At 73.6% G+C, this 13,998-nt stretch carries 8 protein-coding genes; 4 read left to right on the forward strand and 4 right to left on the reverse strand.

What is annotated here, in order from left to right; genetic code table 11:
• Positions 1-150 precede the first annotated feature (150 nt).
• Entirely contained in the window at positions 151-1,173 is a 1,023-nt protein-coding gene (locus HG542_RS13175; protein WP_171080908.1) for a hypothetical protein, read from the forward strand.
• A 1-nt stretch (position 1,174) separates the two neighbouring features.
• On the opposite strand, the gene HG542_RS13180 is transcribed toward HG542_RS13175, so the two are convergent.
• On the reverse strand, positions 1,175-2,962 hold the full coding sequence (locus HG542_RS13180) for a TIGR03767 family metallophosphoesterase (RefSeq protein WP_171080910.1): 1,788 nt from the start codon (positions 2,960-2,962) through the stop codon (positions 1,175-1,177).
• 429 nt (positions 2,963-3,391) lie between these two features.
• Between HG542_RS13180 and HG542_RS13185 the strand changes: the two genes are divergently transcribed.
• Both HG542_RS13185 and pepN read left to right on the forward strand, forming a co-directional pair.
• Positions 3,392-4,420 carry an aspartate-semialdehyde dehydrogenase gene (locus tag HG542_RS13185; protein WP_171080912.1) on the forward strand — a complete coding sequence of 343 codons (1,029 nt, stop codon included), beginning with the start codon at positions 3,392-3,394 and terminating at the stop codon, positions 4,418-4,420.
• Between the two features lie 144 nt (positions 4,421-4,564).
• Complete coding sequence (gene pepN, locus HG542_RS13190) at positions 4,565-7,138, forward strand: aminopeptidase N (RefSeq protein WP_171080914.1); 2,574 nt, start codon at positions 4,565-4,567, stop codon at positions 7,136-7,138.
• A gap of 124 nt (positions 7,139-7,262) precedes the next feature.
• Here the strand turns inward: pepN and HG542_RS13195 are convergent, their stop codons facing one another.
• From HG542_RS13195 to malQ, 3 genes are all read right to left on the reverse strand, one after another.
• Positions 7,263-8,216, reverse strand: coding sequence for an acyl-ACP desaturase (locus tag HG542_RS13195; RefSeq protein ID WP_227723590.1), 954 nt, complete (start codon positions 8,214-8,216; stop codon positions 7,263-7,265).
• A 156-nt stretch (positions 8,217-8,372) separates the two neighbouring features.
• Positions 8,373-8,645, reverse strand: a complete 273-nt coding sequence (locus tag HG542_RS13200) for a hypothetical protein (RefSeq protein ID WP_171080918.1) — start codon at positions 8,643-8,645, stop codon at positions 8,373-8,375.
• A gap of 47 nt (positions 8,646-8,692) precedes the next feature.
• On the reverse strand, positions 8,693-10,795 hold the full coding sequence (gene malQ / locus HG542_RS13205) for a 4-alpha-glucanotransferase (RefSeq protein ID WP_171080920.1): 2,103 nt from the start codon (positions 10,793-10,795) through the stop codon (positions 8,693-8,695).
• A 275-nt stretch (positions 10,796-11,070) separates the two neighbouring features.
• On the opposite strand from malQ, the gene HG542_RS13210 reads away from it, so the two are divergent.
• Positions 11,071-13,953 (forward strand): beta-N-acetylglucosaminidase domain-containing protein, encoded by a 2,883-nt coding sequence (locus HG542_RS13210; RefSeq protein WP_373313198.1) that lies wholly within the window; start codon positions 11,071-11,073, stop codon positions 13,951-13,953.
• The last annotated feature ends 45 nt before the right edge of the window (positions 13,954-13,998 follow it).

Raw genomic sequence — 13,998 nt, forward strand, 5'->3', positions numbered from 1 at the left:
GCCATCTGCGGGCGCGTCGTGGCTGATCGCGCAGTTCCCCGCGCCCCTTACGGGGCCGAACTGCAGTGCAATGGTGCGGCGTTGTCCCGAATTGTCGACGGCCCCGTAACAGCGGTTAGCAACCGCCGCCCCCGCGGGAATGGGCGGATCATGAACCCGAACACCCCCCTTTCCCCCCGCCCCCTCCACCACCTCTCCGACGTCCACCACCGCGTCCTGACCACCCGTCAACTCCGCGACCACGGCATGCCGGCCTCCGAACTCGCCGGACGCTGCCGCCCCGGCGGCCCCTGGCAGCAGCTGCTGCCAGGGGTCTACCTGCTCCACCCCGGCCCCGCCACCAGCGAGGAGCGGCTGCACGCCGCGCTGATGTACACGCTCCCGCGCACATCCGTCCCCGCCCAGCCGGGCCGCTCGGGCCCGTACGGCGAAGCGATGATCACCGGGCTGGCCGCGCTCGCACTGCACCGGTTCACCTCCGCTCCCCCGCTGCTCGCCCTCGACCGGATCGATGTGCTGGTGCCGCGCACGCGCCGGCTGCGCTCCGCCGGGTTCGTCCGGCTCCTCCGGGCGCACGACCTGCCGCGCGCCCGGACGGTGACGGGCCTGCCCGTCGCCCCGGTCGCCCACGCCGTGGCCGACGCGGTGGCGCAGCTGACGGACGTCGCGGCCGTGCGCCGGCTGCTGACGGAGGCCGTGCGCGGCGGTCACTGCGAGGCGACGGCGGTCGTCCGCGAGCTCGCCCGCGCCCAGTTGCTGGGGCGGCCGTACATCACGGAGGCCGTCGACGCGCTGCTCGCGGAGGGCCGGGCGCTCGCGGAGGGCCTGATGTACGACATGGTGCGCGACCACGCGCTGCCCGCACCGCTGTGGAACGTCGAACTCCGTATGCCCGGCGGCCCGTTGCTCGGTGCCGTGGACGCGTACTGGCCGGACCACGCCGTGGCGGCCGACATCGACATGCGGGGCGCCCACCGCGAGGAGGGCGGCGCGCCCTGGTCCGAACAGTCCCGCAAGCGCGAGCACTTGGAGCGCCTCGGCATCACCGTCGTGCGGCTCACCCCGAAGCGGCTGCGCGAGGCGGCGGAGGAGCAGGCCGCGGTCGTCCGCACCGCCCTGGTGGCGTCGGCCGACCGCGAGCCCGCGCCCTACGTCGTCGTGCTGCCGCGGTGATTCAGCGCCGGGGCAGGAGCAGCTCGGTGTTGCGGTCGGCGGGCGCCCCGTCGAGCGTGGTGTCCCGGCCCGGGGCGTTGAAGGCCAGCTCCCGGTAGAGGGAGGCCAGTCCGGTCTGCGAGAGGTCGTGGAAGTCGGTGCGGTAGGGCGCGTCCGACTCGATGAGGGTGGTGAAGAGGGAGACCGTGCCGTCGCGGTTGTCGGCGATCTCGATGATGCGGGCGAGCTGGGGGTAGTCGACGTGCGAGGCGGTCGCGATCTCCCAGAACGTGCCGCGGGGCCGGATGCGGTTGCGGTGGCTGTGGCCGTTGATCCAGGCCAGCACGTTGGAGTGGCGCTGCAGGAGCGCGATGATCTCTTCGCCGCCGTGCCGCTTGTCGTCGGGGCGGCGGGGGTCGGGCACCGGGTTGTCCATGCTCCAGCTGGGGTGGTGGCTGAAGACCAGCGCGTATTCGTCGCGGTGCCGCCGCAGGGTGCGGTCGAGCCAGTCGAGCTGCTCGGAGTCCAGGGAGCCCTGGTAGTGGCCGCCGGGGTCGGTGGAGTCGAGGCTGATGCCGAGGACGCGGTCGGAGACGCGGAAGGTGTAGTAGAGGTTCCCGGAGTCGAGGTTGTCGCGGCCGTAGCCGTGGCCGACGGGCCCGCGGCCGGTGTGCTGCGGGTCGAGGTGGGCCTGGATGTACTGGCGCGGGGTGAGCGGCACCCGGCGCGGGTCCGCGGTGACCGTGCGCATCTCCCTGGCGTGCGACTTCAGCAGCGCCTCGATGCGCTGCCCCCGGGGGTCGGCGCCCTTGCCCTCGCCCTCCATGAGCCACTTCGCCTCGGCGGCGGGGATGGTCTGGAGCTTGCGGCTGCCGACGGCCACGTCGGCGATGAAGGAGCCGGCCGCGGGATAGCAGCCGCCGGAGAGCAGGTCGTGGTTGCCGAAGGTGGAGTACCAGGGGATGTTGAGGCCGGGGCTCACGACGCGCCGCACGGCCGCGTCGAGGTACCCGGGGATCCTGGGGTAGCCGAGCGCCTTGTCCTGGTCACGCAGGGCGCTGTCGGGGTGCCAGTACATCGTGAGGTTGCTGTTCTGGACGCCTTCGTAGTGCTGCGGGTCGCCGGTGTTGGGGTTGATGCGGCCGCCGCTGAGGGCGGTGAGGAACCACTCGACCTCGATCGCGGCGTTCTCGTCGCCGTTGTCGCCGGTGGTGACGACGAAGCCGAACGGGGCGCCGGTCGCCGGACCCCGGCGCAGCTTGTTGACGCGCTCGACGAGGGCGACGACGCCGGGCAGGGTCAGCGCCTCGTGCGGACGCCAGCCGCCGGGCCCGCCGGCACGGAAGAACTCGTAGCGCAACGGATGCTGAACATCCGTCAGATGCAGGTCGGTGAACTGCACGAAGGAGGCGAGCGTGCGGCGCCGGTCCTCGCGGCCGCGCTGCGCGTCGGCCAGGTCGGCGCGCACCACCCGGGGCCAGCCGGGTCCCTCGCCGAGCCGCCGGTAGCCGCCGGTGCCCCGGGGCGCGGCGACGGAGACGAGGGTGGTGCCCGCACCCGAGGGGGCCGCGGCGAGGGCGGATTCGCCGTCCTCCGGTCCGTCGGGGCCGCCGGCCCGGGCGGTGGCGGACGCGGCGGCCTCGGCGGAGGCGCCGGGGGTGGGGTCCGTGGCGGGGGCCGCCGCGGCCTGCCGGTGGTCGGCGCCGAGGGCCAGGCCGAAGCCCGTGACCGTGGTGACGGCGCCCGCGGCGGCCAGAAACGTACGGCGGTCGACATGCGTGGCTGCGGTCCTGCGTGATCTTGCGGGCATGGCGTCTCCCCGGGTGCGAACGCGAAGGCTTGCGGTCACGTACGGTCGGTCGGGCGGGCTGCAGGTCCGGTCAGTCGGGAGCGTTGACAGCGCGGATGACCTGGGCGTGAACAGGACCGCAACGCCCGCCGCCGGTCACCGCACATGGATCTTGGCTGGTGCGAACTGACATACAGCACTCGTCCCCTGGGGGACTGACGCTCATTCAGCGTTCACCCGCCGGGGAAGCCCGGGTCCGGTCACGAGGGTGGCGGATTAGTCCGCTTGTCCCACAAGTAGCAGAGTGTGCGAATCCGGACACCGTCCGCACGGCCCGGAGAACCGCCCGGAGAGGCGTCCCGCTCCTCGGACAACGGATTGGACTTTTGGCCAGGGGTGTCCCGCATGATGGGTACCGTCCACGTACAGACGTGAGGTAGGGAGTCCCTTGTGAGGATCGGAATCGTCGGAGCCACCGGTCAGGTCGGCACGGTCATGCGCAAGATCCTCGCCGAGCGGAAATTCCCGGTCGACGAGCTGCGGCTGTTCGCCTCCGCCCGGTCCGCCGGTTCCACCCTGCCCTGGCAGGGCACGGAGATCACCGTCGAGGACGCGGCCGCGGCCGACTACTCCGGTCTGGACATCGTGCTGTTCTCGGCCGGCGGCGCCACCTCCCGGGCCCTGGCCGAGAAGGTCGCCTCCCAGGGCGCCGTCGTGATCGACAACTCCTCCGCCTGGCGCCGCGACCCGGACGTGCCGCTGGTCGTCTCCGAGGTCAACCCGCACGCGATCGCGGACCGGCCCAAGGGCATCATCGCCAACCCGAACTGCACCACCATGGCCGCCATGCCGGTGCTCAAGCCGCTGCACGAGGAGGCGGGGCTCACCGCCCTGATCGCCACCACCTACCAGGCGGTCTCCGGCTCCGGCCTGGCCGGCGTCGCCGAGCTGGACGGGCAGGTCCGCAAGGTCGCCGACCGGGCGGCCGGGCTGACGCACGACGGCGAGGCCGTCGAGTTCCCCGAGCCGGCCGTCTACAAGCGCACCATCGCCTTCAACGTGCTGCCCATGGCCGGCGCGATCGTCGACGACGGCAGCTTCGAGACCGACGAGGAGCAGAAGCTCCGCAACGAGTCCCGCAAGATCCTGGAGATCCCCGACCTCAAGGTCTCCGGCACCTGCGTCCGTGTCCCGGTCTTCTCCGGGCACTCGCTCCAGGTCAACGCCCGCTTCGCGCGTCCGATCGGCGTCGAGCGCGCCTACGAGCTGCTGAAGGACGCCCCGGGCGTCGAGCTGTCCGAGATCCCGACCCCGCTCCAGGCGGCCGGCAAGGACGCCTCGTACGTCGGCCGCATCCGCGTGGACGAGACCGTCGAGCACGGCCTGGCGCTCTTCCTGTCCAACGACAACCTGCGCAAGGGCGCGGCGCTCAACGCCGTCCAGATCGCCGAGCTCGTCGCCGCGGAGCTGCGCGGCTGACGACGGCGTCCACAGACCGACGGCGGAGGGCCGGGCACCCGTGAGGGGCCCGGCCCTCCGCTGTCGGCGTACGCATCACCACGGACAGCGACGGCGTGGAAGGATGGCCGGAAGTCGCCATACGGATGTTAAGGAGATGCACTGGTGCCCGGAACGAATCTCACCCGTGAAGAGGCTCAGCAGCGGGCCCGGCTGCTCACCGTGGACGCGTACGAGATCGAGCTCGACCTCTCCGGCGCGCAGGAGGGCGGCACATACCGGTCCGAGACGACCGTGCGCTTCGACGCCGCGGAGGCCGGCGATTCGTTCATCGACCTGGTCGCCCCGGCCGTGCACGAGGTCGTGCTGAACGGGACCGCGCTGGACCCGTCCGAGGTGTTCCAGGACAGCCGGATCGCGCTGCCGGGCCTGGCCGCCGGGCGCAACGAGCTGAAGGTCGTGGCCGACTGCGCGTACACCAACACCGGTGAGGGCCTGCACCGGTTCGTCGACCCGGTCGACAACCAGGCCTATCTGTACACCCAGTTCGAGGTGCCGGACGCGCGCCGCGTGTTCGCCTCCTTCGAGCAGCCGGACCTGAAGGCCACGTTCCGGTTCACCGTGAAGGCCCCCGAGGGCTGGACCGTCATCTCCAACTCGCCCACTCCGGAGCGTCCTTCCGACAACATCTGGCGCTTCGAGCCGACGCCGCGGATCTCCACCTACATCACCGCGCTCATCGCCGGCCCGTACCACGCGGTGCACAGCACGTACGAGAACGCGGCGACCGGGCAGAGCGTCCCGCTGGGCATCTACTGCCGCCCGTCGCTCGCCGAGTTCCTCGACGCGGACGAGATCTTCGCCGTCACCCGGCAGGGCTTCGACTGGTTCCAGGAGAAGTTCGACTACGCGTACCCCTTCGCCAAGTACGACCAGCTCTTCGTGCCGGAGTTCAACGCGGGCGCGATGGAGAACGCGGGCGCGGTCACCATCCGCGACCAGTACGTCTTCCGCTCGAAGGTGACGGACGCGGCGTACGAGGTGCGCGCGGAGACGATCCTGCACGAACTGGCGCACATGTGGTTCGGCGACCTGGTCACCATGGAGTGGTGGAACGACCTGTGGCTGAACGAGTCGTTCGCCACCTACACCTCCATCGCCTGCCAGGCCTACGCGCCGGGCAGCAAGTGGCCGCACTCCTGGACCACGTTCGCCAACTCCATGAAGACCTGGGCGTACCGGCAGGACCAACTGCCGTCCACGCACCCGATCATGGCCGAGATCCGCGACCTGGACGACGTGCTGGTCAACTTCGACGGCATCACCTACGCCAAGGGCGCCTCCGTCCTGAAGCAGCTGGTCGCCTACGTCGGCATGGACGAGTTCTTCCGCGGCGTGCAGGCGTACTTCAAGGAGCACGCCTACGGCAACACCCGCCTGAGCGACCTGCTGGGCGCCCTGGAGGAGACCTCCGGCCGCGACCTGAAGACCTGGTCGAAGAAGTGGCTGGAGACGGCCGGGATCAACATCCTGCGTCCGGAGATCACCACCGGTGCCGACGGCACCATCACCTCCTTCGCCGTCCGCCAGGAGGCCCCCGCGCTGCCCGCCGGGGCCACGGGCGAGCCCACGCTGCGGCCGCACCGCATCGCGATCGGCCTGTACGAGCACGAGAACGGCAAGCTCGTCCGCAAGGAGCGCATCGAGCTCGACGTCGACGGCGAGCTGACCGAGGTCCCGCAGCTGGCCGGACGGCAGCGCCCCGCCGTCGTCCTGCTCAACGACGACGACCTGTCGTACGCCAAGGTCCGGCTCGACGAGGAGTCCCTGCGCGTCGTCACGGCGCACCTCGGCGACTTCACCGAGTCCCTGCCGCGCGCCCTGTGCTGGGCGTCCGCCTGGGACATGACCCGCGACGGCGAGCTCGCCACCCGCGACTACCTGGCCCTCGTCCTCTCCGGCATCGCCAAGGAGTCGGACATCGGCGTCGTGCAGTCGCTGCACCGCCAGGTCAGGCTCGCCCTCGACCTGTACGCCGCCCCCGACTGGCGCGAGACGGGCCTGGCCCGCTGGAGCGAGGCCGCCCTGGAGCACCTGCGCGCCGCCGCCCCCGGCAGCGACCACCAGCTCGCCTGGGCCCGGGCGTTCGCCGCAACCGCCCGCACGGACGAGCAGCTCGCCCTGCTGGCCGGCCTGCTCGACGGCGGCGAGACGATCGAGGGCCTGGCCGTCGACACCGAGCTGCGCTGGGACCTGCTCGGCCGCCTCGTCGCCACGGGCCGCGCCGACGAGAAGGCGATCGACGCGGAGCTGGAGCGGGACAGGACGAGCGCGGGCGAGCAGCACGCCGCGTGGGCGCGTGCCGCGCGGCCCACGGCGGAGGCGAAGGCCGAGGCGTGGGCCGCGGTCGTGGAGTCCGGCAAGCTGCCGAACGCGGTGCAGGAGTCGGTGATCGGCGGCTTCCAGCAGGCGGAGCACCGTGAACTGATCGCGCCGTACGCGGAGCGGTACTTCACTGTCGTGAAGAAGCTGTGGGACGAGCGCAGCCACGAGATCGCGCAGCAGATCGCGATCGGGCTGTACCCGGCGCTGCAGGTGTCGCAGGCGACGCTGGATGCGACGGACGCATGGCTGGCTTCGGCGGAGCCGAACGCCGCGTTGCGGCGGCTGGTGACGGAGTCGCGTGCCGGCATTGAGCGTGCGCTCAAGGCCCAGGCGGCGGACGCGGCCGCCGCCTGAGGAGTTGCCGCGGGTGGGTGCGGCCCGGTGGTCCGGTTCGTGCCCACCCTCCCCCAGCTGCCGCTGGGACGTGCCCCCAGCCCTGCGGAACGCCTGCCCACAAACCGGGGGCGCGCCCCCGGAATCAGTCCCGCTTGGCCGCCTTCCGGGCGAGCAGCGCGGCGCGCCGCTCGTCGAAGCGCGTGGCCTGACCGTCCAAGTCGGCCATGAACGCGCCCAGTTCCTCCTGGGCGCGCAGCCCTTCGGCCCCCAGACCTCCGAGGTCCAGCACCTTGAGGAACCGCAGCACCGGCTGCAGCACGTCGTCGTGGTGGATCCGCAGGTTGTAGATCCCGCCGATCGCCATCTGGGCGGCGGCCCGTTCGAAGCCCGGAATGCCATGGCCCGGCATCCGGAAGCCCGTCACCACGTCCCGCACCGCGCTCATCGTCAGATCGGGTGCCAGCTCGAACGCCCTGGCCAGCAGGTTGCGGTAGAAGACCATGTGCAGGTTCTCGTCCGTCGCGATACGGGCGAGCATCCGGTCGCACACGGCGTCGCCGGAGTGGTGGCCGGTGTTGCGGTGCGAGATGCGCGTGGCCAGCTCCTGGAAGGCCACGTAGGCCACCGAGTGCAGCATGCTGTGCCGGTTGTCGGACTCGAAGCCCTCGCTCATGTGCGCCATGCGGAACCGCTCCAGCGCGACCGGGTCGACGGCGCGCGAAGTGAGCAGGTAGTCGCGCATGACGATGCCGTGCCGGCCCTCCTCGGCCGTCCAGCGGTGCACCCAGGTGCCCCAGGCGCCGTCCCGGCCGAAGAGCGTGGCGATCTCGTGGTGGTAGCTCGGGAGGTTGTCCTCGGTGAGCAGGTTGACCACGAGCGCGGTCCGCGCGATGCCGGAGACCTTGGACTGTTCGGGGGCCCAGGCCTCCCCGCCCATGACGCCGTCGAAGTCACGGCCCTCGCTCCAGGGCACGTACTCGTGCGGCATCCACTCCCTGGCCGCCTTCAGGTGGCGGTTCAGCTCGGTTTCGACGGCCTCTTCGAGTGCGTACAGCAGCCGGCTGTCGGTCCACACGCGGGAAGGGGTGATGGTCACGGACGGCTCCTGGGGGACGCACTTACTTACGGCCCCGTAGGTTACGTCACCGTAGGTTAAGCGCGGCATAAAGGCCCGGGAGGCCCTGCACAACGCACGACGGCCCCGGTTCCGCGTCGTTCGCGGAACCGGGGCCGTCGGAGGAGACCGTGTGCGCTAGCGCGAGGCCTTCGCGTAGTGCGTGTCCTGCATATGGGCGTTGTCGCCCTTGCGGGACAGGACCATGACCAGGCCGGTGATCACGAGGAAGAGGACGATCGGCGCGGCGACGTAGAGGCCGAGCGTCTGGATCACGCTCAGGCCCGGACCCGGGTCGTCGCCGTCGTCGCGGGTGAGCGCGAACGCGGGGGACGACATCAGCAGCATCAGCATCGTGCCGGCGGTGATGGCTCCGGCGCGCATGGCGTTCTTGTTGACCTTATTGCTCACGGGCTCAAAATATCGGACACCGGCGAGCCTCGCGCGCCCGGGGTGGCCTATGGGCTCCGTACCCGCCCCGACCTGCGGATCTCGGTCATCAGCGCATGCAGCCGGGGTGAAGTCGCCAGCTCCTCCAGGGACACCGGGCGCCCGGCGGCATCGGCGACGGGCAGCCGCCAGTTCGGGTACTGGTCCCAGGTGCCCGGCAGGTTCTGCGGACGGCGGTCGCCGACCGTGTCCGGCAGCCAGACGCCCACCAGTTGCGCGGGGGTGCGCAGCAGGAAGCGGTGGACGGCCTTGACGGCCGCCTCCTCGTCGTCCGGGCCCTCGGGCAGCAGGCCCAGCCGGGCGAACAGGGCCAGCCACTCCGCCGTTTCCGCCGCCGCCTCCCGCTGTTCGACCGCGAGCGGCCGGGTGAGCAGCCCGAGCCGGTGCCGCAGGGTCACATGGCCGCCGGTGAGCCGGGCGGCGGTGCTCGGCAGGTCGTGCGTGGTGGCGGTGGCGAGGCAGCCGGAGCGCCAGCGCCCGGGCTCGAGCGGCTCGGCGCGCGGGGAGCCGTCGCCGTCCGGCCGCGCCCAGTCCCGCTCGAACCACAGCACCGAGGTGCCCAGCACGCCCCGGTCCGCCAGCGCCTCGCGCACCCCGGGCTCGACCGTGCCCAGGTCCTCGCCGATGACGACCGCGCCCGCGCGGTGCGCCTCCAGCGCCAGGACGCCGAGCATCGCCTCGGCGTCGTAGCGCACGTACGTCCCCTGCGCGGGCTCGCAGCCCTGCGGCACCCACCACAGCCGGAACAGGCCCATCACATGGTCGATGCGCAGTGCCCCCGCGTGCCGCAGCAGGGCGCGCAGCAGCTCGCGGTAGGGAGCGTGGCCGGTGGCGCGCAGGGCGTCGGGGCGCCAGGGCGGCAGGCCCCAGTCCTGGCCGCGGGGGCTGAACGCGTCGGGGGGCGCACCGACGGACATGCCGGGCGCGAAGGCGTCCTGCTGCGCCCAGGCGTCGGCACCCGAGGGGTGCACGCCGACGGCCAGATCGTGGACGAGGCCGATGCGCATCCCCGACGCGCGTGCGGAGCACTGGGCGGCGGCGAGCTGGCAGTCGGTGAGCCAGGCGAGCCGGGAATGGAAGTCGATGCGGTCGAGGAGTCCGCCGCGGGCGCGGGCGGTGGCGGCCGAGCGCGGGTCCTGCAGGGCCGCGGGCCAGGAGCGCCAGTCGGGGCCGTGCACCTCGGCGAGCGCGCACCAGGTGGCGTGGTCCTCCAGGGCGCGGCCGCGGTCGGCGAGGAAGTCGCAGTAGGCGGCCCGGCGTCCGGGGCCCAGGGGGACGGTGTGCAGCAGTTCCAGCGCGCGGCGTTTGACGTCCCAGACGGCGTCGCGGTCGATGAGCTCGCCCCGTTGCAGGACGGCGTCGCGCAACGCGGCGGCTTCGGCGGCCAGTTGTCCGGCACGGTCGCGGTCGGGGCCGGTGAGGCAGGCGAATTCGGGGATCTCCTCGATGCGCAGATGCACCGGGTCGGGGAAGCGGCGCGAGGAGGGGCGGTAGGGGGAGGGGTCCGTGGGGGCGCCCGCGTGGCCGGGGACGGCCGCGTGGAGCGGGTTGACCTGGACGAAGTCCGCGCCGAACGTGCGCCCCGACCAGGCGGCGAGCTCGGCCAGGTCGCCGAGGTCGCCCATGCCCCAGGAGCGGGCGGAGAGCAGGGAGTAGAGCTGGACCAGGAAGCCGTGCCCGCGCTCCGGGGGCGCGGGCAGCCGGTGCGGGGCGACGATCAGGTGGGCGCTCGCGGAGCGGCCGTCGGCGGTGCGGGCATGCAGCGCATGGACGCCGGGCGGAAGGGCCCGGGGGTGGCCGCCCGGGGAACCGTCGCACTCCAGCGTGCGGCCGTCCTCGGTCACGACGCGCAGCGCGGTGCCCGCGGGGAGCCGGGCCGGGGACAGCCGGGCCCCCTCGCGCAGCACGACCGTGGGCGGCAGCAGCCGCTGCTGCGCGTCCTGTTCGTGCTCCGCGAGGGCGGCGCGGACCGCGCGCGGGGTGGAGGCGTCGACGCCGAGCGCGGCGAGGACGGCGACGACGGTGTCCTCGGGCACGTCGACGGTGCGGCCGGGCGAGGGGCTGTAGGAGGTGGCGACACCGTGCAGCTGGGCGAGGCGCGCTCGGCTCATGCGGAACCTCCGGGGTCCGGCGGCACTGGTACCAGACGAGGTCACATTACGGTCCCTGGTGTCGATTTGACGGCCCTTTGGTGGACATCCCCGCCTTCTTCACCTCTGATGCACCGGTCATTACCGGCAGTTCGGGCACCTGCGTTGACACCGTGATTCCCCTGGTGATGGGCTCGTCGACCACGGAGGCGACACCAGGACGAGGAGCAATGCCCGTGCCGTTCCCCAGCAACGACTCCTCGTACGAGGCCCGTCCGGCAGGGCAGCCGGGGCCCGTGGTCGGCACCGGCCGGCTCGGCCGGCCGCGGCGGGCCGGGGTCACCGTGCTGGCCGCGGCGCTGCTGAGCGGACTGCTGGGCAGCACGCACGACGCCCTCGCCGATCCCCGTCCCGGCGACACCGCGGCCCCGGCCACCCCCGACACCGACCCGCAGAGCACGGGCACCCTGCCGCCGGTCTGGCCGCGCCCGCAGACGGCGCGCGCGCAGGGCGCGGGCGCCCGCGTCGGCGACCAGGTCACGCTCATGGCCGAGCAGAACACCGACCCGTACACGCTCGACGCGCTGCGCACCATCCTGCGCGGCCTCGGCGCCCGGACCGTCGTCGACGCCCAGCCGGGCGGCACCCCGCCGCCCGACGGGCTGATCGTCTACGCGGGCGGCAAGGCCGCCGAGGACGCCCTGCGCACGCTCGGCGCCCCGCCCGTGGCCGACCTGCCCTCCGGCGGGTACCGGCTGGCGACGGGCCAGATCGACGGCCGCCCGGTGGCGGCGCTTTCGGGCGTGGGGCCGGACGGGCTGTTCCACGCGGCGCAGACGCTGCGGCAGTTGGCGGTGCAGCGGGACGGCGGCCGCGTGCTCGCCGGGGCGGTCGTGCGCGACTGGCCGGTCACGGCCGTGCGCGGCCTGACCGAGGGCTTCTACGGCGACCCCTGGACGCACCGACAGCGGCTGGCGCAGCTGGACTTCCTGGGCCGCACGAAGCAGAACCGCTATCTCTACGCCCCCGGCGACGACCCGTACCGCCAGGCCCGCTGGCGCGCCCCCTACCCGGCCGCGCAGCGCGCCGAGTTCCGCGACCTGGCCGACCGGGCCCGCCGCAACCATGTGACGCTGGGCTGGGCCGTGGCGCCGGGCCAGGCCATGTGCTTCTCCTCGGGCGACGACCTGCGCGCGCTCAAGCGCAAGGTCGACGCGATGTGGGCGCTGGGCGTGCGCGCCTTCCAGCTGCAGTTCCAGGACGTCAGCTACTCCGAGTGGCACTGCGACGCGGACCGGGACGCGTTCGGCTCCGGCCCCAAGGCCGCCGCGAAGGCGCAGGCGAAGGTCGCGGGCGCGCTCGCGGCGCACCTGGCCGCCAAGGGGTCCGAGGCGGCGCCGCTGTCGCTGCTGCCCACCGAGTACTACCAGGACGGGCGCACGGACTTCCGGCGCGCCCTGGCCTCTGCGCTCGACCCGCGCGTGGAGGTGGCCTGGACCGGGGTGGGCGTGGTGCCGAGGACCATCACCGGCGCCGAACTGGCGGATGCGCGCGCGGCGTTGGGCCACCCGCTGATGACCATGGACAACTACCCGGTCAACGACTTCTCGCAGGACCGTATCTTCCTCGGCCCGTACACCGGCCGGGAGCCCGCCGTGGCCACCGGCTCGGCCGCGCTGCTCGCCAACGCCCCGGCGCAGCCCGCCGTTTCGCGCATCCCGCTGTTCACGGCGGCCGACTTCGCCTGGAATCCGCGCGCCTACCGGCCCGACGAGTCCTGGAAGGCCGCCGTCGACGACCTCGCCGCCGGTGACGGGCCGACCCGCGACGCCCTGCGCGCGCTCGCCGGCAACGACGCCTCGTCCATGCTGGGCGGCGAGGAGTCGGCGTATCTGCGGCCGCTGCTGGACGACTTCTGGGCCGCGCTGGGCGGCACGGACACCGGGAAGCTCGGCGACGCGGCCGACCGGCTGCGGGCCGCCTTCCGCACCATGGCCGACGCGCCGCAGCGGCTGTCGCCGAGCCTGGGGAGCGAGATCCGGCCGTGGCTGGACCAGTTGGGGCGGCACGGCCGGGCCGGGGTGCGCGCGGTGGACATGCTCACCGCGCAGGCCCGCGGCGACGGTGCCGCGGCCTGGCAGGCCCAGCTGGACGTGCAGCGGCTGCGGGCCCAGATCGGCGCGGAGAACGCGACCGTCGGGGCCGGGGTGCTCACCCCGTTCCTCGACAAGGCCCTCTCCCGGGCCAACGGCTGGACGGGCGTGGACCGGCCGCTGCGCACGGCCGGCAAGGCCACCGACGGCGACCCGGCCACCGGCGTCACCCCGCCCCGCGGCGCCCCGCTGGCGGTGGCGGTGCGCGCGCCGCACCCGCTGGCCGCGGTCACCGTGCTCACCGACCCGGCGCCCGGCACCCGCGGCACGGTCGAGGCGCACGACCCGGCCGCGGGCTGGCAGCAGCTCGGCCCGCTGTCGGACAGCGGCTGGACCCAGGTGCCCGGCAAGGGCGTCAGGGCCGACGGGCTGCGGCTGGTGTGGGAGGCGGCGGCCGCCCCGCCCGCCGTGCACGAGATCGCGCCCTGGTTCGCCGACGCCCCCACCGCGGACGTCGACCTCGCGCAGAGCGAGGTGGACACGGACATCGGCGGCCGGCCCGCCGTCGTCGAACTGCGGATGATCAACCGGCGCCCGGACACCGTCCGCGAGCGCCTCGCGGTGACCGCCCCCTCGGGCGTCACCGTGAACGCCCCCGCCGAACTGGCCGTGGCGCGGGGCGGGGTGACCACGGCCCGGATCGAGATCTCGGTGCCCGCCGGGGCGGCGGGGCACGATGTCGCGGTGCGGCTGAAGCTGGCCGGGCAGGAGCGGACGGTCACCGTCCACGCCTATCCGCCCACCGGCGGCCCCGACCTGGCCCCCGGCGGGACGACCACGTCGGGCGACGGGGTGTGGCAGCTGGCGCTGGCGCGTCCGGTGCGGCTGGGGAGGCTGGTGCTGCACTGGAAGGACGGTGCCCGGCCGGGCCGCTACCGGGTGCAGGTGTCCTCCGACGGGCGCAGCTGGCGCGATTCGCCTGCGGGGAGCCAGGACGGGACGGTGCGCATGGACGTGCCGGACGTGCGGTTCGTCCGGGTGCAGGGGGGTTCCCCTGCGGGGGCGGAGGCGTACGCGGTGCGCTGAGTTCCGGGTGCGGGCCGTTCCCCGCGCCCCCTGACGGGGCGCGGG

It is taken from the genome of Streptomyces morookaense, assembly GCF_013030945.1.
In the GTDB taxonomy this organism is placed as follows: domain Bacteria; phylum Actinomycetota; class Actinomycetes; order Streptomycetales; family Streptomycetaceae; genus Streptomyces; species Streptomyces morookaensis.

Excerpts from the sequence above, each read along its gene's own strand:
- HG542_RS13175 (WP_171080908.1), top strand. The coding sequence starts at position 151 with ATGAACCCGAACACCCCCCTTTCCCCCCGCCCCCTCCACCACCTCTCC.
- HG542_RS13180 (WP_171080910.1), bottom strand. The coding sequence starts at position 2,962 with ATGCCCGCAAGATCACGCAGGACCGCAGCCACGCATGTCGACCGCCGT.
- malQ (WP_171080920.1), bottom strand. The coding sequence starts at position 10,795 with ATGAGCCGAGCGCGCCTCGCCCAGCTGCACGGTGTCGCCACCTCCTAC.